Source organism: Paenibacillus qinlingensis (assembly GCF_013204845.1).
Taxonomy (GTDB): Bacteria; Bacillota; Bacilli; order Paenibacillales; family NBRC-103111; genus Paenibacillus_E; species Paenibacillus_E qinlingensis.
Genome location: NZ_JABMKY010000016.1, coordinates 69,410 through 93,645, shown reverse-complemented (window position 1 = coordinate 93,645; position 24,236 = coordinate 69,410). Strand labels below are relative to the sequence as shown.

The 24,236-nt window shown below is 44.9% G+C and carries 17 protein-coding genes; 4 read left to right on the top strand and 13 right to left on the bottom strand.

All coding sequences use genetic code 11. From position 1 onward, the window contains the following. Positions 1-104: 104 nt before the first annotated feature. Positions 105-1,025 (bottom strand): phosphate ABC transporter substrate-binding protein, encoded by a 921-nt coding sequence (locus tag HQN88_RS24705; RefSeq protein ID WP_173117515.1) that lies wholly within the window; start codon positions 1,023-1,025, stop codon positions 105-107. Between the two features lie 259 nt (positions 1,026-1,284). Between HQN88_RS24705 and HQN88_RS24700 the strand changes: the two genes are divergently transcribed. Continuing rightward, positions 1,285-3,207, top strand: coding sequence for a methyl-accepting chemotaxis protein (locus HQN88_RS24700; protein WP_173117513.1), 1,923 nt, complete (start codon positions 1,285-1,287; stop codon positions 3,205-3,207). A gap of 84 nt (positions 3,208-3,291) precedes the next feature. On the opposite strand, the gene motB is transcribed toward HQN88_RS24700, so the two are convergent. Together motB and motA are read right to left on the bottom strand one after the other, a co-directional pair. Further along, on the bottom strand, positions 3,292-4,098 hold the full coding sequence (gene motB, locus HQN88_RS24695; protein ID WP_173117511.1) for a flagellar motor protein MotB: 807 nt from the start codon (positions 4,096-4,098) through the stop codon (positions 3,292-3,294). Continuing rightward, on the bottom strand, positions 4,095-4,892 hold the full coding sequence (motA, locus tag HQN88_RS24690; protein ID WP_173117509.1) for a flagellar motor stator protein MotA: 798 nt from the start codon (positions 4,890-4,892) through the stop codon (positions 4,095-4,097). The genes motB and motA overlap by 4 nt, the downstream gene beginning before the upstream one ends. Before the next feature lie 352 nt (positions 4,893-5,244). Here motA and HQN88_RS24685 point away from each other — a divergent pair, with 352 nt between their 5' ends. Then, positions 5,245-6,108 carry an aldo/keto reductase gene (locus HQN88_RS24685; protein WP_173117507.1) on the top strand — a complete coding sequence of 288 codons (864 nt, stop codon included), beginning with the start codon at positions 5,245-5,247 and terminating at the stop codon, positions 6,106-6,108. Between the two features lie 343 nt (positions 6,109-6,451). Here the strand turns inward: HQN88_RS24685 and HQN88_RS24680 are convergent, their stop codons facing one another. The 7 genes from HQN88_RS24680 to HQN88_RS24650 all read right to left on the bottom strand — a co-directional run bounded on the left by HQN88_RS24680 (position 6,452) and on the right by HQN88_RS24650 (position 15,739). Further along, the gene (locus HQN88_RS24680; protein ID WP_173117505.1) at positions 6,452-6,949 is read right to left on the bottom strand and encodes a metallophosphoesterase family protein; all 498 of its coding nucleotides are present in this window, start codon (positions 6,947-6,949) and stop codon (positions 6,452-6,454) included. Between the two features lie 103 nt (positions 6,950-7,052). After that, on the bottom strand, positions 7,053-9,131 hold the full coding sequence (locus HQN88_RS24675; protein WP_173117503.1) for a 3-keto-alpha-glucoside-1,2-lyase-like domain-containing protein: 2,079 nt from the start codon (positions 9,129-9,131) through the stop codon (positions 7,053-7,055). Between the two features lie 198 nt (positions 9,132-9,329). After that, positions 9,330-11,549, bottom strand: a complete 2,220-nt coding sequence (locus tag HQN88_RS24670; RefSeq protein WP_173117501.1) for a glycosyl hydrolase family 95 catalytic domain-containing protein — start codon at positions 11,547-11,549, stop codon at positions 9,330-9,332. 26 nt (positions 11,550-11,575) lie between these two features. Beyond that, positions 11,576-12,583 (bottom strand): SGNH/GDSL hydrolase family protein, encoded by a 1,008-nt coding sequence (locus HQN88_RS24665; protein WP_173117499.1) that lies wholly within the window; start codon positions 12,581-12,583, stop codon positions 11,576-11,578. Between the two features lie 17 nt (positions 12,584-12,600). Beyond that, positions 12,601-13,425 (bottom strand): carbohydrate ABC transporter permease, encoded by an 825-nt coding sequence (locus HQN88_RS24660; RefSeq protein WP_173117497.1) that lies wholly within the window; start codon positions 13,423-13,425, stop codon positions 12,601-12,603. Then, positions 13,410-14,294 carry a carbohydrate ABC transporter permease gene (locus HQN88_RS24655; RefSeq protein ID WP_173117495.1) on the bottom strand — a complete coding sequence of 295 codons (885 nt, stop codon included), beginning with the start codon at positions 14,292-14,294 and terminating at the stop codon, positions 13,410-13,412. Before HQN88_RS24655 ends, HQN88_RS24660 begins: the two co-directional genes overlap by 16 nt. Before the next feature lie 68 nt (positions 14,295-14,362). Then, positions 14,363-15,739, bottom strand: coding sequence for an ABC transporter substrate-binding protein (locus tag HQN88_RS24650; protein ID WP_173117493.1), 1,377 nt, complete (start codon positions 15,737-15,739; stop codon positions 14,363-14,365). 204 nt (positions 15,740-15,943) lie between these two features. Between HQN88_RS24650 and HQN88_RS24645 the strand changes: the two genes are divergently transcribed. Together HQN88_RS24645 and HQN88_RS24640 are read left to right on the top strand one after the other, a co-directional pair. Continuing rightward, the gene (locus tag HQN88_RS24645) at positions 15,944-17,584 is read left to right on the top strand and encodes a response regulator (protein ID WP_173117491.1); all 1,641 of its coding nucleotides are present in this window, start codon (positions 15,944-15,946) and stop codon (positions 17,582-17,584) included. 13 nt (positions 17,585-17,597) lie between these two features. Further along, on the top strand, positions 17,598-20,513 hold the full coding sequence (locus HQN88_RS24640) for a sensor histidine kinase (protein ID WP_173117489.1): 2,916 nt from the start codon (positions 17,598-17,600) through the stop codon (positions 20,511-20,513). A gap of 126 nt (positions 20,514-20,639) precedes the next feature. Here HQN88_RS24640 and HQN88_RS24635 read toward each other — a convergent pair whose 3' ends face one another. The 3 genes from HQN88_RS24635 to rhaI form a co-directional block, all read right to left on the bottom strand. Further along, complete coding sequence (locus HQN88_RS24635; RefSeq protein ID WP_173117487.1) at positions 20,640-21,401, bottom strand: DeoR/GlpR family DNA-binding transcription regulator; 762 nt, start codon at positions 21,399-21,401, stop codon at positions 20,640-20,642. A 112-nt stretch (positions 21,402-21,513) separates the two neighbouring features. Continuing rightward, positions 21,514-23,007, bottom strand: coding sequence for a rhamnulokinase (gene rhaB / locus HQN88_RS24630; protein WP_173117686.1), 1,494 nt, complete (start codon positions 23,005-23,007; stop codon positions 21,514-21,516). Further along, complete coding sequence (gene rhaI / locus HQN88_RS24625) at positions 23,001-24,221, bottom strand: L-rhamnose isomerase (RefSeq protein ID WP_173117485.1); 1,221 nt, start codon at positions 24,219-24,221, stop codon at positions 23,001-23,003. Before rhaI ends, rhaB begins: the two co-directional genes overlap by 7 nt. Positions 24,222-24,236: the final 15 nt, after the last annotated feature.

The window sequence follows — 24,236 nt, the reverse complement described above, 5'->3', positions numbered from 1 at the left end:
TTAGTCGATATAATCGACTAACTCTTGCTTTTACGCAGCCCATGCACAGAAAAAAGAGCGCCGCATGAATATGCAGACGCTCTTGATGTGGGATATGGGATATCTTATTTTTTCAACAAATCAGCTGGTAAGAACTTCAATTCGCGAACTTGCTTACCTTGGAATTCTTTTGTGGAAATGTAGTCGATGAATGCTTTAGCAGCGCCTGTCGCTTCACCTTTTGTATACATGTGCTCAACACCGAACAATTTGTACGTACCGTTCTTGATGTTTTCTTCGGAGAAAGCTACGCCATCAAGTTTCAACGCTTTTACTGTGTCATCGATATACGGTGTGTCAACATAACCAATGGATCCGGATTGACCAACAACAGCTGTTTTCATAGCGCCACTGTTTTCTTGCGTGATACCGTCTTTCGTGAATTCTTTGCCATCCAAAATAATTTGTTTAACTAGTGTACGGGAACCTGAGCTATCTGGACGGTGAACAAGAACGATTTTCGCGTCATTGCCGCCAACTTCTTTCCAGTTCGTGATTTTACCTGTGTAGATGTCTGCTGCTTGTTGTTTCGTTACGTTATCCACTTTTACGTCTTTGTTCACGATCAATGCAAAAGGTGCGATAGCTACTTGGTGATCTACAAGGCCTTTATCTTTATATTCAGCAGCAGGCTCTACGTCGGAGTTACCGATGTCGGAAGTTCCGTCTGCTACGTTTTTAATTCCTGTACCTGAACCACCAGCAGTAACGTTAATAGTTACTTTCGGGTTCTTTTCCATAAATTCTGTTGCTGCTTGTTTTACCAATGGAAGAAGTGCGCTGGAACCGGAAGCTGTTACTGTGCCACTCAACTCTGTTTTCGGAGCATCCGTCGGTTTAGCTGAAGCTGAAGCTGCAGTCGTTGCTGCTGTTGTTGCTGCTGCGTTGTTTGTCTCTGTTTTAGCGCCGCAACCAACCAAAGTCCCCATCATTAATACCGCGGATAGTGTAAATGTAATTCCTTTTTTCGACATGAAGTTAAACATAGTTAACATGTCCTCCTTTGAATGTATGTGCTGGATTTGGTTATGTTCGATCCCCATCTACTTGTGTGTCGAACGACCTTACTTCCATATGGTAACAAGCGAATGTAAATTACAAACCCACGAAACGTTAACGTAATGTAAAACTTTTAATTTACAAATCGTTTACATAGTTCGACGCTTTAGTTAATAGAAGTCCCCTATATTAATAAGTAATTAGACGAAGAATGTCTAAGCTTGTCTATTTATAGGAGGAATACATATGATTAGATTGATGATGTCAAACTTCTCTATGCGTGCAAAATTAATCACAAGCTTCAGCGGTGTTCTGCTAATTTTCTTGACCGTTGCTCTGTTCAATCTTCATCAGGTGACTCAAATCAAGCAGCATATGATCGACCAGAACGATAAGGTAGATCTTAAAGTAATGGCATTAGAGCTAAAGAATTTAGTTCAGGAGATGAATATCATCGCTTCTGGCCTTGAGATTTCGAAAAAGCCAGAATTTATTGAGAAATACAATAGTAAACGAAAGCCATACAACGACTCTATTAAGAAGATAGGCGATACCGCCAGTACTCCTGATCAGCAAAAGTGGCGAAGCCAATTAATCCAAGCGTCGGTTGATTACATAAACAATTTTGATTCCGCAGCTAAAATGGTTCAGGACCCCAACATCAAGCCAACCGATCTTCAGATTAATCTGTTGTACTTATATAGTGAATCGCAAGAATTGAAGGATAACATTTTTGGACTAGTCGATAAATTTTACATAACCTATGCAGACGGTGCTGCAGCTGCAATTGCTGACTCCTCCAAAGCACTCAATAATAGCCGAACGATCATGTTGGTTGCTTCAGCACTTGTATTTTTTCTGACTTTGATTATTGCATTTCTCATTATTACATCGTTCACGCGTCCGATCTCCGTTTTGCAAAAAGCCGTCGCTCGCATTGCTTCTGGTGATTTGACGCATACCATTAATTCCTCTGCTAAAGATGAGCTTGGCCAATTAAGTAATAGCTTCGACCAAATGATTAAACAGGTTAGGCTCATGCTTGGCGCAACGAAGGGCATTGCTTCTTCCCTATCTGCCCATTCTCATGAATTTCATCGTTTCTCACAGCTGACGGCTTCAGCTAACTCAGATATCCTTAAAGCGATCCACGAGATATCGACAGGCGCGGATGAACAAGCAATGAAAACAGAGAGCAGCTCATTGCTCATTGCCGAGCTTGAAGATGAAATCCGCGATATCAGCGCGTATACCCATGAAATGAAACGCAGCAGCGACGAGGCTGCTATCGATACTCAGCAAGGTACTGCGTCCGTGCAGGCGCTCAAAACATCGACTGCACAGTCGCAGCTCCTGCTGCAAAAGGTTGACGCTGCAATGCAGACACTCAGCGCCAGCTCCAAGCAGATCGGCGCCATCGTGCGCTCGATCATGGAGATTTCAACGCAGACGAATGTCCTTGCGTTGAATGCCGCGATTGAAGCAGCCCGAGCCGGCGTGCACGGCCGCGGCTTCTCCGTGATCGCGGACGAAGTGCGCGAGCTGTCCCTGCAAACGAACGGATCGTCGAAGACGATCAGCGGTATCATCGGGACGCTGCAGGGACAGATTCAGGAACTGCAGATCTCACTAGGCGATGCGCGTGAATCTGCGCTAGCGCAGAGCAGCCGTGTGGAGGAGACGTTCGGCTCCTTCAGCAGAATTGAGCAATCAACGTTAGTCATCCGTGAGCAGATTGTGCAGATTCACCAAAAAATCGAGCAAGCTCAATCGAAAAACGATCGCTTGGTCGATTCCGTCCAATTCGTTGCCGCTATTGCACAAGAAACAGCTGCAGGTGTTGAAGAGGTGAACTCGACCAGCATCCAACAGGACGCTTCGATCCGCCGTATTGCCGAAGAGTCTGATGATATTCTTGAGCTGGCTCAGCAGCTTTTTGCAGAAATCAGCAAGTTTCAAATTGCAGAAGTCAATCCGGTGGATGAGATCGTTGGAACCCCTGCTGCTGAAGATCCAATCGTGGAACAAATTGTGGAACAAATCGCAGCGATTGAACAGGAATTAAATGTAGAGTCCGTATTCGAGCAGCAGCGTGACGTGCAGCAGCAGAAGGAACTCAAAGAAAAGGAGCCTCTTCAAGAAAAGAAAGAATTGGTCGGGGCCAAGTAAGACTGCACACGGCAGCGAATCCCAAAAACTAAAAGAGCTAAGCGCTTAATAAGCCGCTTAGCTCTTTTCATTTTCGCAAACCATTTATTTCGCAATCTCATCCGTTGATTTAATGTTGCGGAGGATACTCACTTCAACTCGGCGATTCTTGGCTCGGCCATCGGTTGTCGCATTCTCAGCAATGGGGCGATACTCGCCATAGCCAACTGAGGAATACGACGCTGGCTGAATCTTGGTGTTGACGAGCAGCAATTTCATAAAGTTCACGGCGCGCTTGGCACTTAAATCCCAATTCGTTTCAAAATCCGCTCGGTGAATCGGTATGTTATCCGTATGTCCAGCGACTTCAACCTGATAGCCAGGATATTGTCCCAGTAGATTCGACATCGATGTGGCCAAGTTCTGAGAATCTGGCTTGATCGTCGCAGATCCCGAATCGAACAGTGCTCGATCGCTAATGGTAATCGTCAATTTTTCATTATCCAACTTCGTTGTCAACTGTTCACTCATGTTATTCTCTTTAATGAACGCGTCCATACTTTTCTTCAGTTCTTCCAGATCTTTCTCTTCCTTCTGAAGCTTCGCAGCTAGCTGACTCTCGATTTTATTCTCATCTTTGGAAGGTGGATTCTGGTTTTTAAAATTATTTTTTGTCGAGCTTGCTGCATCATCAATTGGGATTAAGTTCGACATGGCGAAGGGAGCTTCGCCACCCGTGAAAGCATTATTTAACGATCGCATAATGGAGTCGTATTTCTTAGAGTCCAATTGACTTGAGGCAAATAGAATAATAAAAAGGGCCAGTAGTAGAGTCAACAAATCCGCATAGGGAATCAGCCAGGATTCATCGACATGTTCTTCATGATCCTCATGCTTCTTTTTTTTACTCACTGTCCGGATGCCCCCCCCTCCATGCTTTGTTCATAGGACTCACGATCTTTGTTAGCAACAAAAATCATCATCTTCTGCTTCACGGAATTGGCAGACACACCAGATTGGATGGAAAGTAAGCCTTCTACGACCATCAGCTTAATTTCAACCTCTTTCTTGGACTTCTGCTTAAGTTTATTGGCAAAAGGGTGAAAAATAACATAGCCCAGGAAAATACCGAACATGGTAGCAACGAAAGCAGCTGAAATCAAGTGACCCAATTTCTCCACTTCACTTAAATTACCTAGTGCTGCGATAAGCCCTACAACAGCACCAAGTACCCCTAATGTAGGCGCATATGTACCTGCTTGTGTAAAAATACTTGCAAATTTCTTATGTCTCGTTTCCATCTCGGCAATATCTTCAAGTAGAACATCGCGTACGAAGTCAGGGTCATTCCCATCGATAATCAGTCGCATACCACTTTTCATAAAAGGATCCGAAAGCTCCTCAGCTTGCTTCTCCAAAGAAAGCAGCCCCTCACGACGCGTAATGCTCACCCAGTTAATGAACGTTTCGATCAATTCTTTTTTGGGCATTAGTTTCTGTTCAGTAAAAATGATTTTTAATAAGACCGGAATTTTCTTGATCTCTTCGAGTGAGAAAGCTATGAACAGTGCAGAAGCTGTTCCACCGAAAATAATTAAAGCAGCTGCAGGATTTAATAAAGCCGCTAAACTTGCTCCCTTAAGTACCATCCCAAATCCAATAGAAACAGCAGCGAGTACGATCCCAATAATTGATGATTTCTCCATTATTCATGCACCTCTTCAAGTAATCGATTTATGTATTTCAACTTGTTTGACCAAGCTTTCGACAATAATTGAGCCCTATATTCATAATAAGTTTATTTACGTATTACTACAATCCTTTTTCGCGAAAATATTAGGCCCAAAGACCCATTTGTTCATCATTTCGAACCAATTAGGTCGAATCCTGACGAAGAACCTCTTCTCAATTAAATTATATGGACATGCATTAGATTCCTTCTTAATTCGCTCTCTTCGAAATTCAACCAATATGATAAAATTGGTATGTCTTGGTATCCAATGTGGGAACGATAGGACATAATAACTTCAGTTTGCCATTGTAGGAGGAATGATTGGAATGGAGAAAAGACCTTTTGGCCGGACGGGAGCACATTTCCCACTATTAAGCTTTGGTGCCCAACGTATTGTAGACGAGCATAACTGCACAGAAGAACAGGCGATTCAAATTGTGAATCGTGCCATTGATGAGGGAATTACCTACTACGACACAGCTCCTAGCTATTCGAAAGGGCAATCGGAAGAACGGTTAGGTAAAGCACTAGCCCTCCATCAGCGCAGGGACGAGGTTTGGATTGCAACCAAGACCAATGACCGAACACGGGACGGTTCTTTGCGACTTCTCGAAGACAGCTTGAAACGTCTGCAGACGGATCACGTGGAGGAGTGGCGTCTACATAACATTATGAAAATGGAAGAGCTCGATCAGTGTTTTGCCAAAGGAGGCGCACTCGAAGCTTTGCTTGAAGCGAAGGAACAAGGCATGATCAAGCATATCTCGATCAGTGGTCATACGAATCCTCAGGTCCAGCTGGAAGCGATTGACCGCTATCCGTTCGATAGCGCACTTGTCGCTCTTTCCGCTGCTGATCACCTTGTTTATAGCTTCGCTCATGAGTTCCTGCCCAAAGCTAATGAGAAGGGAATCGCAGTAATCGGCATGAAAGTCATGGCACTCGGCAAATTGGCACCTTGGTATGAGAAAGCTTTGCGCTACACATTGTCTTTGCCGATTTCTACAGCCATCGTAGGTATGGAGTCTATGGAGCAACTGGAGCAGAATCTGGCCATAGCGAAAAGCTTCAAGCCGATGACCGATCTTGAGCAGCTCGATTTCCTTAAGGAGATTATGCACCTGGCGAATCCTGATGTGCTGAAGTGGAAATCGACGGATTGGGTGTCCGGCGAGTGGTATGTGCGGTAGCAACAGCGAATAGGGACTGGTTCATACACCAGTTTCATAACGCCATCTAGGATGAAGGGAACGAGGATACACTATTCCTGTCTACATCAGGCAAATGGACATTGAAAGGGAACGACAGGACCTTATTATGCAGAAAAACGCTATATGTGACGACAATGGAATGAATAGCGTACATACGTTCCCTATCCTGCTAATTCCGTCCAGTTTAAACCCAATAGTACTTCCACCTTTCCTTTGACGCCTAGAGATTATAGTAAAACAAACAAGGCTAGCCTCAAGTAGAATGATCTACTTTGCGGATAGCCCTATTTGTTTTACTTGTGATTAGTTGGTTCACAGTCGACTACGCTTTGGAATCAAAGAAGAGATGCTCCGCCTTCCATTGCTCCCCTAATTGGAGAATGCCATACGAGTAGCGAGGCTGTCTTCTTTTATCCGTAGGCGAACCAGGATTGAACATAATTGTCCCTTGGATATTTTGAAGAAACGGGATGTGTGAGTGTCCGAAGATCACCATATCAGGCCGCTCAGCCTCGAACGCCTCACGTGCTCTTTCCTCAGTCGTTTTCCGGAAGCCATCTCCATGAATAAGTCCAATGCGGAAATTACCGAAGGTTAATAGTTTCTTCTTCCCAAACCTCTCCACAATGTCATCACCGTCGTTATTGCCAGCTACGGACTCACATGGTGCAATCTGCTCGACAAGTTCGATGATATGCTCACTCACCCAATCTCCTGCATGAATGATAAGATCGACACCCTGTAGCCCCGCTACAAGCGCATCGGGCAGCTTCGTGGCACGGTAGGATAAGTGCGTATCTGCTATAACACCTATTCGCATCCCTTTTAACCCCTTCCAATATGAACTAGTCATTAAGGATATACTAGTCAGGATAACGTAGGAATGCAACTATGTGTTTGGGAGCAAAACGCAGCCATTCATTTTACTGTGTAACCACAGCATCATCAAAGCTAGCTGTCGAGGAAGCCATCCGGTAACCGATTTTGCCTGTACTCAGCTCCGATGTTCCATTCGTGTAGTTAATCAGCTGCGTACCGTTCACCGAACCGAGGATATTGCTCCCGGTTATCTTCACTTTGAGGTCGTACCACGTGCTAATCGTAGAGCTGAACGAAGCACTCGATAGCAAGGTCAACGTCCCGCTTACCTTTTTATATAAATCAAGGGAATTCGTACTGTTGTTGATTCGCAGCATATAGTAATTGTTCGCATCTGTGACACGGAATAGCAGTCCTGCGTTGGCATAAGCATTATTTAGCTTTACTTTCGAGGAATAGGTATAGTTCGTCCATGCACTCCCCGCAAAGGCAAGAGCTTCACCAGTGGCCAAGGACTGATTGAATACTTTACTTCCGTCTGTGATTACGCTCCACGTACCTCCGCTTGTCGTCCAGCTACTGGAACCACTTTCAAAATTATCACTAAACACAGTAACCACTGGAGGGGAACCAATGCCTGCACCTTCGTAGGCACCACGATCTGGAACACTGTTTGCCGGTACTGCACTGCCCCAATAATCCTTACCACCGTTGCTGCTAATCGCAACACCGCTGTCGATGGCTGGTGAACCATTCTGCAGCTTGTAGCCATCCACGCCAGTAAGACTCGTTCCCGTTCCAGGACTAACTAGAAGCGGATTCGTCGTAAGCTTGTTCGCATCGCTTGGCTCAGAACTAGGATGATTGCCATAAAAAACATTAGAATCAAAGACCGTATTCGTACTGCTTCCCATGATATATCCGCCGCTGCCTAGGTTATAGATAATATTATTTTTAAAAGATGTATTGCTCGCATATCCCCCCCAATCGTTAATTAATAAAATATTCGTGCCCGCTCCCGCACCAATATAGATCGTATTGTTATAAATGCTCGTATTGGTGACAGGACCTGCCAATTGAAAAATACGGGTACCATCGTTCTGACTGATGTTATATCGCACTATCGTGCCATTGTTGAAATTACTTGTGCCGTTATTGCAAATGAGAACGAAACCGCCTTCGTTGTCATGGCTATAGTTATATTGAATGATCGTTCGATTGGAGTCATAATCGGAGTCAAATCCTTGTCCGTCCAGACTCCCATGCGTGCTGTACGCTTCGTTGTATTGCACTAGCGCATCGTCTGTATTGAACGGCCAGATGGCGACCCCCTCAGCACCAGAACGCATATTAGCATGATGAACGACATTGTACTGGATAACGGGTGCCGAACTTACTCTAACCAGAATGCCATCACGCCCGATATCGTAAACCGTATTGTACTGAATAAGTACATTAGTGAAACCTGACCATGGTCCAGAATCAACCATGCCACCTCGGTTCATCCAGCGGGAGTGCGTCTGAATACCCGTTGAATCCACGGTGTACACGGTATTTCCTTCGATGCGCACGTCGTTCCACTTCGTCGATAAGGAGGTTCCTAATGCCTGCACAGCAATGCCGCCGTTTTTCTTATCCGTATTAATCCCATTCACATCGTGCACGGTAAGATTGGAAATATGAATGTAATTGGCCGTCCCATAATCCGAGGCAACCACATTGACACCTAAGCGTTTGGCAGCGGTTGCGCCCTTATTCGTCACTTCTAGGTTCTTAATTTCCCAGTACTCTTGATTGTACAAATAGACAGCCGAGCCTCCGCTGCCATCCGCATTCATCGTAAGCCCGTTCCCATTAATGAGCGGTTTACTTCCACTGCCGTAGCTGGAAATAATGATTGGACTGCCAGACACACCTGAACCCTTCGGATATAGCTGGCCGGTCCAAGTACCGCCCGATTTGAACAGGATCTGGTCGCCAGCTGCGAATGTTGTCGCATTAACCTTGGTCAAACTTTTCCAAGCAGTCGCTGTGCTCTTTCCATCTCCGCTGTCATCCGATCTCGAAGAATCCACATAATAAATAGTACCCGCAGCCATAGCGGCTTTAGGTATTGCTCCTACGAAAGACAGCATGATAACGATTGTAGCGAAAATAGTGACTAATTTTTTGGCAGAATACATGAATCATTCCCCTTTACATATTGAATTACAAATTTTGTTAACGCTTTCAAAAATTTTCATTCCAAAACGACTCCTCTTTCGCATGAACATTCGACACTACTGGCAGTTCACCTAATGACGCTATGTCTATCATCAGGTAAGGTTCACTTTTTCACACAAATGCTGCTCCCTCACCTCCCTTCAAGTATCCTCAAATTCTTAGAGACTGGAAACCGGACCAATGCCGATCTCCTCAGGGCGGCTTCCCGTATAAAGAAGTATGGATTCCCCCAGCTTCAAATCAATATCATACACACCCGGTGACACTTCCGTAATGGAGAAATTCCGTTCTCCGGTCGCTTCCAGCGGTCCAAGTAAATTCGGCATGATCCTCAATGGAGCGCCAGCAAGACTTTTAATACCAACATATTCCGTCTTGCTCTTCTTCCATTGACCAGACACTTCAAAAGCGCCTTCCGCCAATAGCTTCCCAAAGGATATTTCCTTCCATTCATCAGGTACGGCAGGAAAAATGCGGATCGTATCGCCCCAACACTGCATAACCATGTAATGGATGCATTCTGCACTAGACAACGGGGTTTCGATCACCGGATACATCTCGGAATACATGGTATTCGGATACAAAAAACGCCGGAATTCATTTAAGTAAGCCAGTGTTTGGTTACCGTCACCCAGTGTAGCTGCCATGCAGGCCGCACCTGTGTAGGAATAGCCTTGTAGCCCTCCCATTAAACGAATCCAGTGAGAGATCGTTTTCTTAATCACATCCGAATATTCCGTCTGATCAACGTGAACAAGATGCAGAGGGAAAAACATCAAGAGATGGGAATAATGCCGATGAGATACTGCAAAGGGCACATCTTTGCCTACCTTGAAACCATTGTGGTCAATTGGATAGGGTGCCAGATCTTGAAGCACTTCCTTCCAACGGTCCTCTAGCGGATCACCAAGACGCAACCGATCATTAGCCTCCACTAATGCCTGACAACCCCAACGGAATAAAGCCAAATCGTAATTGGCGTCCTCCGTTGGATAAGCCGTGCCGCTTTCCGGTCCCGGATACTCGGGCGAAGCTGTTTTGGGCAAATGAAGATAGCCATCCTCACCCCTAAAGCAGATGTGCAAATACACATTCATACTGGCTCGCAGCAGTGGATACAGTCGCTCCCTAAGGAATGCTTCGTCCATAGTGGAACGGTAGTGCCTCCACACATTATGCAATGCCCATGGTAAATTTCCATATTCAAAATTAGGTTTCAGACATGGTGATACTAAATTAACGCTGGATTGCCTTTCGATATACGCTCCGTCATCTAATCCGATGGGTATAGCGTTCTGGCGTAAATTTTCGTGATATCGTTCCAAATTACCGATTAATGACTCGCCGATTGACAGCCGATTTGCTTTATAGACCGAAAGATAAGACAACTGTACGTTTAAATTCCACCAAGTTCCCGGCCAACCTGTATTCGTAAGCCATGGTCCCTGATTATCCAGCACCGGTGAATCTTCACGAACGGCGCTTGCCAACTTGTACATCTGAATCCAATACATCCCTTCCCAATACTTATCAGGCAGGGAGATAAAACTCGCTGGGTAATATTCATGCCACCAGGCTCTATGCGTTTCGATAACGTTTTCTAAGGAAAGCCTTGTTACAGAGTCAATCGTCCTAAGGGCCTCATCTATTGCACTTTCGTCATAATAGGAGTTTGTGATGCTTACGTATACAACACCATGGGAATCACTGAAGTTAATCTCTTTCCAAGCCACGACGCAGGCTCCCTCGGATATAACAGTGTCGTCTTCCTCTACTTTAACAAAGGTTTGAATGCTTACCTGTGTGCCTTGCTGATGAAGCTGCATTGGGGGCGGAGGAAGATACTTGCGCGACAGATTGTGTGGGACCAACTCCAACCTCGGACTCACGCCATGGCGGGGGCGAAATCCCACTACCGCTCCTTCGCTTCCGGTTGATTTCCATTCAATTATCAGACAATCCATCTGAGCATGGGCTATAGAGCGCCATTCGAGAGTTCCTTGATCAGTCGTCATCGCTCCCGTTGCTTCTGCATGCCATAACGACAACCGCATGGTTTCTTCCTTTATCTTGCCTTTTGGCCTCAGTAGCATATCACCAATTGGAACACGGGGTACGGACCAATCGATTCCGGTCAAATGGTTATGCGCAACAACATCATTCCTTCCCAGTTCCCACGCCAAATCCTGAGGCGAGTCCTTCAGAATCATGGCCCCGATCATCCCATTTCCAATGAAAGCTCCCTCTCCCCATTCCTTTCGTGTACTTTGGCGCTTATGCTCTTCCGTTGCTTCGGAATAACCGCCGTGATACTTAAGATCTGGCTGAACCACATCATGCGCGGAAAGAAACGATTCCCAATCTACGTTAAATGCCATCCTTGATTCCTCGATTTCATATGTTTTTACAAATGCACTGAGATCGCTGCGTACAGCCGCTGAGCAATCTGCTCCATTCCAGCCTGAGACGGATGTACCAAATCGAGCGTTTGGTTCTCTGGTTCCAATAGATCTCTGCCAGGAATACCTATCATACCCGGATGATTACGCATACTGACGGCCTGTTGAACAATAGCTCGAAATAGGTTAGACTTCGTATCCCCTGATGCGTCCATGGCAAACCAGAACATGTCCGTGACGAACACCTTGCGCTCGCCAAGACCAGCTACTAATCTGTCTAGGAAAATATCAACCGCATCGCGAAACGCTTCAGCCGTCCAGTCATACACTACATTGATCCCAAGCTCGACAGTAGCGATCTCCCAGCCTTCTAGCTCCATCAAATAATCTGCCATTTGCGGTTCAAGCTTTGCTCCGCCTGCTAACCCAAAATTACGTAATTCCAAACCAAGCAATTGAGCCAACCGGAACGCATACGTTCCAGTTGGCGACCACGCTGAAGCTCCATGAGTAATGGAGGAACCGTACGCTAGATAGCTTTTGCCAGGGACCTTCAAGCGGTACGGTGGCTCTACTTCACCCTCAATAGAAGAGAGATACACCTTCCCTTGATAGGGAAGCACGAGTCGGTACAGTTCCCTATCGTAGGCTTTCTGTGGCAGGATCATTTCTAACTCGGGTAGTAACTCATATCTCTTGATGACGATTCGGTTATATCCTGTCTGTAAATAATAAATCTCAGCCTGCAATTCACCAATAACAAGGGCTGCCATTGTCGTAATCGGGGTTTCAAGATGCGGCTCCCACCATAGCCCGATCTCTGCACGATCGCCGATCATGCGGAATCGGATTTCAGAGCCCGCAGCGCTCTGAGCGTTTCGCTGAGCAAATTCATTCAGCGTCAGCCGCAGTTTCTCAGGAATCCGGCATAATCGCAGCCCTTTGATTTCGTCTTCCACCCCTTCGGTTACATGGTGAAGCTCAACCTTGGGTTCCTTAAGCGGATATAGCATCGTTGTCCTCCTAACAATCAACCTTTAACCCCAGACATCGTTACACCTTGAACAAAATATTTTTGCGCGAAAATAAACAGAACAATCGTAGGCAGTACAGCTACAGCAGCACCAGCCATTTGCAATGCATAGTCAGCACCCGCTTCGGTTTGGAAGTAGGATAAGCCTACCGTTAACAGCTGCTTCTTCATGTCCGTGATGAACACAAACGGTGAAGCGAAATCGTTCCATGTCCATAAGAAGGTAAACAACACCATCGTGACAAGCGCCGGTTTAGCCAGCGGTAAAATAATCCGATAGTACACTTTATAATGCGAACAACCATCGACAATGGCTGCTTCGGATATTTCTTTGGGAATACTAATGAAGAATTGTCTAAGCAAGAACAGGAAGAAGACGTCGAAAGCCGCCGGTAAAATAATCGCCCAATGCGTGTTATTTAAATGAAGGTACTTATACAGCAAGAACCTCGCGACAATGGTCGTATCGGATGGAATCATCATCTTGGCGATCAAGATCATGAAAATGACATTTTTAAACCGGAATTCCAATCTTGCAAAGGCATAAGCCGCCATGGTCACGAGCAGCCCCCTTAACAGAAGAACGCCCAGCACGACTTTAATGGAGTTAAAATACCAGATGAAATAGGTTTTGTGTTTGAAGATGGTTTCAAAATTGCCCATAAACGGATGGCTGACCAGAAGAGAAGCCGGATGCTGTGTCATCTCTAGCGGTGTTTTCAGCGCAAATGAAATCATAAACAGAAACGGAATGATCATCACAATGCCGATGAGAAGCATCACATAGGTAAGCACTAATTTCGGTTTTAATAATGTACCCATTTTTTTTGCCCCCTCCATTGGATGATCGTAATCACTAATATAATGGCAAACAACAGAATCGCTTGAGCGGAAGCAAAGCTATATTTGTTGTAAGCAAAGGCTTCCTCGTAAATATTTAATGAAATAACACGCGAGGAAGTACCAGGACCGCCATTGGTCAAGTTACGGAAAATCGCATAGTTTTGAAATGATCCGATAATGTTCGTAATCACCAGGAAGAAAGTCGTCGGTGAAATTAACGGCAATGTCACGCTCATAAACTTCTTGAACCGCCCAGCTCCATCGAGTTCCGCCGATTCGTACAAATCTTTAGGTACTCCTTGCAGAGCCGCTAGGTACACGATTGTCGGGAAAGCCAGTGAATGCCAAACTTCAACGCCTGCAATCGTTGGCAGCGAGGTGTGAATACCGCCCAACCAAAGCGGGGGATGTTCCACGCCTACAGCTACGAGCAATTTATTCACAACGCCATCATACGGGTTAAGCAAAATGGAAAACACAATCGCGATTGCCACTACGTTCGTTACATACGGCAGCATAATCAACGTCCGTGCTAATGTTCGCAAATGAAAAGTCGCATTAAATAACATAGAGAGCAGCAAAGCTGCAATAATAATGCCTGGCACATAACAAATCATAAATAGGAAACTTCTTCCAAATGAACTTACGGCAATAGGATCCTTCAAGACCGCGATATAGTTAGAAAGTCCAGCAAAGTGCACGTCCGTCAAGCTTTTAAAGCTGTTGTAATCTAGTACGCTGATGACGAAAGCGTACAGAGTAGGCAGTAAATAAAAAAGCGCAAATCCTGCCACGAAAGGCGTGACAAACCAGAAAGCAACCTTTTCTTCGTTCGTAATCCGCAGCATGCTCCATTCTCCTCTTTTTAGGAAGGAGGACACCACCATGATGTCCTCCTCCGTTACTTCTCATTTATTTATTGTTTGCTTGCCGCTTGAATCGCTTGGTCTTCTCTTGTTTTAATGGATTTAACAGCTTCATCCACTGTTTTCTGTCCAGCAAAGTACAACTCGGATTCTTGCATAATAATATTGCTATACTCACTCATCGCACTACCTAGCAATTTCTCTTGCGTGAAGCCTAGTCCATTATCAAGCAACGCTTTACGAAGATCATCTGCTGAAACACTGCCTTGCGATTTATCTGCAATATTTTTCAGTACCGCATTCATGTCATCCTTGCTCAAATTCTTCTGAGCAGGGAATTCGCCTCTTTCTTTGTAGCTATTCTCTGCAAAGTAGGTTAGGAAATCAAACGATTCCTTAGGGTGAGCGGATTTCTTATTAATCCCGAGAGCTGCGGTAACCCCGATATTGTTATTGCCTTTGCCATCATCAGGTGTCGGAGGTTGAACAACGCCCCATTTCCAGTCACGTGGATATTTCTCGAAATTGTTTAAGGAACCCAAGTACCATGTTCCGATGAATTGCATCGCATATTTGCCTTCCAAGAATCCGAGGTTAGACAGTTTCTTCGTCTTAAACTCAATCCATGACGGCTGAATTTTATGAACAGCACTCAAATCGTTGTACCATTTAAGCGCATCTTTATATGCTGGATCATCATAATTAGAAGTTCCGTCTGCTTTATAACCTGGCACATCTTTTTGTCTAGCCTGCATGTACAGGTAGTTATCAAACGTAAGCATGTACGAGCCTTGGATGCCTTTATCCGGTTTCGTTAATTTTTTAGCCGTCTCAATGTATTGGCTCCACGTCCATTTTCCTGTCGGGTATGGAACACCTGCTTCATCAAATAGCTTTTTGTTATAAAAGACTGCCCACATCGACAAGTTGTACGGTATATAGTAGACTTCATCTTTGTATTTTGTGAGCGAATCCCCATAAATTTTGTCAATATCATAGTTAGCTTGCTTCGCCAAATCTTTCATTGGATACAAGAAGTCTCTGGACGCATACTTGTTCTGATCGATGGGATTCGAAAGGTTGATGATATCTGTCTTGTCACCGGAGAGCATGGCGATGTCGATTTTCTTCATGGCTTCATCTAGCGTTCCTGGCAAAATATTAAGCTCAAGCTTGTTCCCCGTTTTGGTTTCCCATTGTTTCCTTAATTTATCGTTGGGCTGGCCATCTTCCCACTCCTTCTGACCCGCTGAAGTAATGAACATGGACAATGTTACGGGATCAGCCTTTTTCGGCGCAGTGCTTGCAGAAGCTACCGCTCCTGTTTCTTTCTTCGTTGTGGTAGCGCTGCCACATCCGCTCAAAAGGCTTAACCCGACGACCGATGACAAACTTATTAATGCCCAACTTCTCTTGAACCCCTGCATAAAAGCGCCTCCATTTTTGTGTGTGCCACATGTATTGTGTTGCTACGAGTTTCATTCTAGGGGGAATACAGCCAAAAAAATAGGGGATGGTTTTTGGATTAGGTTTGATCTTTTTGACTGTTGCCGATTTCGGTCGAAAGTTCTTAGAAGTTCCTTTACATGAAAAGAATGCGTGATTATTATAGAGTCAAAGGAGTGAGTCCGATGAACGATACCTATAAAATGATGATTGTTGACGATGAATTCGAGATTCGGGAAGGTTTAAACTCCTTTTATTGGGAACGCTTTCAATTTCAGGTAGTTGGCCTAGCTGCTAACGGTAAGCAAGCACTTGACCTGTTGCAGCGAAATGATGTGGATATCGTCCTTACAGATATCAAGATGCCCATTATGGATGGTATCGAACTCAGTAGGGCCATTTCTGTGCATTATCCTCATGTCAAAATTGTTATTTTATCCGGATATAAAGAATTTACGTACGCCCGTGACGCCCTTCAAGCAGGTGTATCCGAATATTTGTTGAAGCCCGTGGACTTGAAGCATCTGAGTGAAAGTATGATGAAGTTAAAGCTTCTTTTGGATACCGAACGGCAATCATCGCAAAAATTGCTATCCTACGAGAACCAGTTGGCGAATAGCCTTCCTGCTGCCAGAGATCACTTTTTCCAGTCATTACTCGAAGATCTCTTACCTGAATATCATGAGGTCAAAGAAAAAATGAGCTTATTGGAAATTGAAATGAACGCGACCTATAATTGTTGCGCAGCTGTGAAGCTCGAATTGAACGAGCCTCCTGACGGTAGTCTACCTGATGTGAGTAAGTTGATGAAGGCTATCACCATTATTGAGCGTCATCTCGATGCAGGTCAATGTCATAGCTATACGCTTAAGAAGAAAGCTGGTGAACTAGCCGTCTTCTTGAACCTGAATGCGACAACTGTTCCGGCACGCAAATCACTTTCCTTGCTATTTGAGCAAATCATCGTATCCATCGAACAAGAAATAGGTTGCCGATCCATCATAGGTCTAGGTGAAGTCTATCCAAGTTTACTATCGTTCCCAGATTCCTATAAGCAAGCGAGAAGTATCATGGAACGCAACATTTTCCGGGAACGCAGCGGATTGTTTCAATGGGATCCTGCCGACGGGCTTCAAGTGGAACGCAAAGAATATGCCTATCCCTATCCGTATGAAACCAAATTTCTCGATGCGGTGCTGGAGGGTAATCGAGATAACAGCACGCTGCATTTTCAACAATTTTGGGACAGCTGTGGACTAGACTCTGAACGCGCGGAGCTCCCCCTCGTCCTGAAATACTTGACGCCGCTCTTCACGATGCTAGAACGAAGATTGGATCTGCATGGTGCTTCCTTTGAAGCAATGGCAAGTCTTCACATGCCTTTCACCGAATATGTAGAACAATTCCAAACTTTGTCTCAATTGAAACTCGCATTGGATCGCTTAATTTCAGACATTACACTGCACATCAAACAATTAAATGACGACGTACAAACGACTTCGCATTCGGCAGTCCAGCAAGTAAAAAAATATATCGAAGAGCACAGCAGCGAAAAAATCACCTTAAATCAGATGGCTGAGCTCGTTTACCTCAATCCCAGCTATTTCAGCATTCAATTTAAAAAAGAAACAGGCATTAATTTTATCGATTATTTAAAAAATTGCCGAATGGAAAAAGCCAAAGAATTGCTGCGCCGCATCGATCTCAAAGTATATGAAATTGGTGAATTAGTCGGCTATCAAGACCGTAAATATTTCGCTACGACGTTCAAAAGTCACACGAAACTAACGCCGCTAGAGTACCGTCAATCCTTCATCACATATTGAAAGCGGTGTCTACATGGAACGTTTGAAGCTGTTTCTCACAAGCTTTCTCTATAATCATTCGATTCGTAAGAAGCTGATGTTCTGCTCGATGCTGCTCACACTAACGCTTGCCACTACCTTTTATTGGTTGTCTGAAGCGTTCGTGAGCCGACTTATCGTGCAAGAAAAAGCGGAATACCAAGTCAATGAATTTAAGCAAACAGCCAATTACTTCAAATCTCTCTTTGCCGATTTGGATGCCAATACGAACAAGTTGGTAAACACAGCATTGGTACAAACAGCCGTCAAGGAGCCGTTCCAGCAAAACGATTTCATCCAAATCGGACAGCGGGTTCAACGATTAACAAGCGAAATTAATGATACATTACTTTATCATGATTATATCGACAAAATTATGATTTTGGGCAAAAACAACCTAGTCTATCTGTATGAATATGATAATGGCGGCAAATATGCGGGAACCGATTTTAACTTTACACATTGGCTGAATGATAGTGCAGCTTATCTCTATAAACAGCAAGAAGGTGTTCCCTTCTACTATAAACCCGTGGGTCCACCGCTCAGCAATGATAAGGACGAACAAACGTTAGCTCTCATGCTTCATCAAAAAATTGCTTACTACCGCCCCATCCGGCTGGAAAATGAAACGATCGGCACGATGGTGGTGACGTTTAATATTCCTGAGTTTGCGAAGGAAATATTTTATAGTTCTGATGTTGATGAGACACTGCAATTGCTGACCAATCAACACTTGCCTATTTGGAGCAACAAGCCTTTCAGCTTGGACGAGGAACACTACTCTTCTTCCCAGCAATCGGATGATACTTCTTACAAAATCATTCATAAAAACGGTAGTAAAGTGCTGGTTACTCACTTTCAGCTGCCCTCCTATCCGTTTGAACTCATGAGTGAATTCCCTATCGCATCGATCTTAACAAGCAAGGGCGGAACGCACTCTTTCCTATTCTTTTTCGGTTTGGGATCGCTTGTATTTGTCATGATCTTGTCATTCTGGTTCGCCGGGACACTATCCAAGCCGTTGTTTGAATTAACACAAGGATTATCCGCTGGATTCGCTGCAATGAATGAACGTGCCCCCCTTGAACCAAGAATCATTTTTCCTAATTATCGTGTGCGTTCAAAGCTAATTGCTTATTTTGTCCTAACAACCTTTGTGCCCAACCTGCTGTTTGTCCTGTTACTGACTTACGTTCACTATGACAACTATCAAAATAAAGTGATGCAGCTTACGGAAAGCACAATTCAACAAGTCAAACGAAATATTAATTATAGTTTGAAAAATTACGACAGATTAACGCAACAGCTAATCTATCACCCTGAAGTCCAACAAACGATGCGAAAATCAGAAACGACTTCGTTACTGCCAACTGATAACATGATGCTCGAGCTTCAATTCGGTAACATGAAACAGCGGAAAAGGGAGTTTCTATCCATGGAACTCTATAATCAAACCCGTGAGCGAATCTATACAGGCATGTATGCAGGTACCGTGCCGATATCGAAGACCGATCCGCGTGTCTTTGAGAAGTTGGATCATAGCTCAGGTGAGTTGCTGCTCATCGGTACCTATCGCAATTTGTATATGACACCGGTACTCACCTTTGCCAGAAAAATTAGCAGTTCCAGCGAATCCAATCTAGGATCTCAACTCGGGTATTTGATTGTCAATGTGGAACAGGATATGCTGAGCAATATTTTCCGAACGATTCGCATCGGAGATTCTGGTTATTTCTTCCTCATGGATGCGAACGGCACCATTCTATCCCATGACAATGACGAGCTCACCTCACATGTGCTTTCGAAGGAAGACCCCCTCGTAACTGAGATGATGCAGCAGATGAGCGGTTCCGATTTCAAACAAGCGAGCAACAAAAGGTATATGGTCTTCTACGACACTGCCTCGTACTTTGGTGTAAAAATGGTAGGAATCGTCCCTTCCGACGAATTGAAAAAAAAGGTACTTACCCTAGTCTGGTACAGTGCAGCTTTCTTCGCTTTATTTGGCATTCTGATTATGATTATCGCAACATTAATCTCAAGTTTAATAAGCAAACCACTGCGGAAGCTGCAAGACTTGATGCATGAAGTGAATGAGGGCAACTTTGAAGCCCGAATGAATCACAAGGGCCGAGACGAAATTGCCAGTCTTGCCCGCCATTTTAACAATATGATCAAGCGTTTGAATGAGTTAATTACCGAAAATTATCAATCGAAACTTCGCGAGAAAGAGCTTATGTTCTTGGAGAAAGAAGCCCAGCTCCATGCCTTGCAGCAGCAAATTAATCCCCACTTTTTATACAACACGCTGGAGTCGATTAAATGGATGGCCTTTCGTCAGGGAGCCAACGAAATTGTTGAAATGACAACTGCCTTGGGGCAATTTTTCCGAGGAAGCATTAGTAAAAAAAGTGGCTTAGTTCGCATGTCAGAAGAGTTGGACCACCTGGAACAGTATTTGCGGATTCAAAAAATTAGAGCAAAAAATCGTTTCATTGTGATTTGGGAAGTCTCCACAGAGTTACAACACTTCCTGACGGTTAAATTGATCTTACAGCCCATTGTAGAAAATGCGATCATTCATGGTTTGGATACAATGGAAGCTGACGGCCTTCTAATGATTAAAGCCTATATCGATGGAACCCATATTCATATCGAGATCCTCGATAATGGCACAGGGATGACGGAGGAACAATTACAGCGTTTGCGCTTGATTGAAGAGGATTCACGGGAGACCAGCCAATCCGGTATCGGATTAATTAATGTGTTCCAGCGACTGCATTTATATTTCAACGATAGCTTTACTTGGGATATTGACAGCAAACTAGGAGAAGGAACACTTGTGCGCCTCCACTTGCCTATGCTTTCTGAAGATGATAGTTTTACGAAATCACTGTCAATTGAATCGTGATTCAAACCAGAAAAAGGCTACCTGAAGTATATTTTCCTACTTCAGGATAGCCTTTATTATGCTTGAACTATTTAATTCATACTATCCCATGGATTATGACGAGCATCCAAAGGGATCGTAGATGCACTAATCCAATTGGCGGACTTGCACGCCTTTTTCGCGAATACGCGCAAGAGCATCCTTATCCGTCATGCGATCCGTAATCACATGTTGAATTTCTGACCAATCTGCAACTTGTGTTAAGGCTTGCGTACCGAATTTACTATGGTCAGCCAGCAGATAGGTTTCGTCTGCGATGCTGATCATTTTGCGCTTAATCAAGGCTTGCAGCTCATTTGATTCGCTGATGCCGCGCTGTACGTGAACCCCTTTGCAGGAAAGGAACAGCTTGTGCGCATGGTACATATCCAAGGATCTCTCCGATAATGGACCTACATAAGATAAAGACTTCGGAGAGAGTAAGCCGCCGGTGGAGATGACTTGAATTTTCTCTTTGCCGCTTACCTCAAGTGCGACCTTCATCGAATTGGTGATGATGGTAATCGCCATGTCGGGAATCATTTTCGCCATATACCAAGCTGTCGTACTCGCATCAAGTATGATACGGTCCCCCTCTTGAATATGTGAGATAGCTTCCTTCGCAATGCTATTCTTGAAATCCGCGTGAGCTGTCTCCCGCTCCATGAAAGGAACTTCGGTCTGCGCTTCCTTCACGCTCACCGCACCGCCATGGCTGCGCATGAGCTTGCCTTCAGCTTCTAAGCGATCCAAGTCACGTCGAATTGTTTCTTCTGTTACTTGGCACAGTTCACTCAACTCGGTTACGCGAATGCTTCCTCTTTCATTAACCAATTGAACGATTCTCTGCCATCTTTCTGCTACCAGCATCGTTACCCCTCATTTCACCGTCGATCGGGAGGCCACTCGCAATAAACGACTACGGCATGCCTATAAGGATCCGCGCGTTTATCTAGACATATTACATTGTATAATGTAAAACCTATACAATCAAAATATGTTGACAAAAACTTGCATAAGCTGCCTGCCAACCCGCCTCATCCTGAGGATGATACGTCTTGACTGGGAACGAATTCCGAATCAGTTTCCTGGCTTCGCGCAAATTGGCGATGTACCCTAGTGCTATCCATTGTACTACAAGGTTTCCTAAGGCACTACCCTCTACCGGTCCCGCCCACACTTCACGCCCCGTAGCGCTCGCAGTGAACTGACAAAGCAGCTCATTCTGAATGCCTCCGCCAACGATATGAAGGCCGCGGTATGTCTTGTCTGAAAGCTGCTCGGTACGCTCTAAGATAAAGCGATATTTGAGCGCTAAGCTTTCCAGGATGCAGCGCACGATTTCTCCATCGGTCTGAGGCACAGTCTGTTTGGTGTCACGACAATACTGCTGAATTTGTTTTGGCATATGAGCAGGGTTAAGGAACATATCATCATCCGGATCGATGAAGAATTGGAAAGGTTTTACGTCTTCCGCTTGCTTAACAAGCTCAGCGAAGCTGGCTGTTTTGCCTTCTTTTTCCCACGTCCGCTTACATTCTTGAATCAGCCATAGCCCCATGATGTTCTTCAATAAGCGATTCGTTCCGTACACGCCGCCTTCATTCGTGAAATTCCACGCTAAGGCTTGTTCCGTGAGCACAGGCTTTTCCGTTTCAGTGCCCAGCAACGACCATGTTCCACAGCTTAAGAAAGCGAAGTCGTCATCAAGTGCTGGAACGGCAACCACAGCTGACGCTGTATCATGTTCGCCAACGGCGATCACAGGAATGGAAGGAACATCCAGTTCCTCGCAAACAGCAGGACTTAGTGATCCAACACGCGATCCCGACGTGACAGGCGGTAAGAAGATTTGAGCCGGTAGGCCTAACTGATCAATTAGTTCGGTGTCCCACGTGAAGCTCGTTGCATTAAACAACTGCGTCGTCGTCGTGTTCGTGAATTCGCTGTGCTTTTCACCTGTCAGGAAATAGCGAAGCAGGTCTGGAATCATAAGAAACGTCGCCGCGCGGTCAAGTAATTCCGGATTGTTTTGCTGGAGTGCATACAGTTGGAAAATGGAATTGAATTGCAAAAACTGCAGCCCTGTTAGCGCATACAGTTTTTCACGGCCTACTTCGCTGATCACCTTATCCATGATGCCGTCCGTGTGGTGATCCCGATAATGGTAAGGATTCCCCAATAGCTCGCCATTCTTAGCAAGCAATCCAAAATCAACCGCCCATGAATCAATGGCCAAGCTCTCAATGTTCGTGTAACCATGATGCTTTGTTTGTAAAATGCCCTGCTTCAGCTCATGAAGCAACCGCAAAATGTCCCAGTGAAGGTGGTTGCCCACCTGCACTGGATCATTGGAGAAGCGGTGAATTTCCTCGATCGTGATCCGGCCCGCTTCAGAATCAAGACGTCCGACGATCGCTCTGCCGCTGCTTGCTCCCAAATCGAAGGCTAGAACTGTCGAAGAGGTACTCACCAGCTTGCACCGCCTTTGCCACGCGCGTTAATTTTCTCGTCATAGCCGCTTGCCAAGTAAGCTTTCATTGGGTCAACCGGAACGCCTATTTCTTCACGAACAGCTTGAAGCAGAGGCGTTACATCAAATTCAAAAGCTTTACGAACCGCATCTTCGGCACCAAGAACATCTTGGTTCGCTTGTGCAGCACGAACTTCTTCAAGGTTGATTAGAAGTGCTTTCGCATATTGCGTTTGTACGTTAAGTACGGAACGCAGCATCGCAGGGATTTTACGCTCAATGTTGTGACTTTGGTCGATCATGTACGCAATGTTATCAGCAGCTTGACGAATTTGTGGGTTCTTGTCGTTCGCTGCATCAATGATTTGGTAGAAGATTAAGAACAATTCATACGGGTTCACTGAACCTACGATCAGATCGTCATCGCCGTATTTACGGGAGTTGAAGTGGAATCCGCCTAATTTATTTTCATCCAACAAGTACGTCACAATATGCTCAATGTTCGTTCCTTGCGGGTGATGTCCTGTATCTACGAGGACTTCGGCTTGTGGACCCAATTTGTTAGCCAAATTGAACGCCATCCCCCAATCAGCTAGATCCGTGTGATAGAAAGCTGGCTCATAGAACTTATATTCAATTAACATACGCATGCTTGGTGACATTGCGTTATACATTTCCTTCAATGACTCGTACATCCATGCTTTACGCGCTCGGATATCCACTTGCCCTGGATAGTTGGAACCGTCTGCGAACCATAAGCTCAGCACATCGGAGCCTACTGTTTTGGCGATGTCAACGCACTCTAGCAAGTGATCCGTCGCTTTGCGGCGAATCGCTGCGTTCGAATTTGTTACGCTGCCAAAGATGTAATCATCTTCTTGGAAAAGGTTCGGGTTCACCGCACCAATGGATACGCCTAGATCAGACGCGTGCTGCTTCAGCTTCGCATAGTCGTCCACTTTATCCCATGGGATGTGGATGGCAACCGACGGGCAAACACCCGTCAGTTTGTGCACTTGCGCTGCATCTTCGAATTTCTCAAAGGGATTACGCGGCACGCCTGTTTGTTTGTAAACTTTGAAACGTGTTCCCGAGTCTCCATAGCCCCATGAAGGTGTCTCAACTTTAAGTGCTTTTAGCTTCGCTTTGACTGCTGCTATATCAATGCCTCTCAGGGCTTGTTGTTCTTCGAATAATGCGTAGGCTTTATCGCTCATTGGTTTATTGCCTCC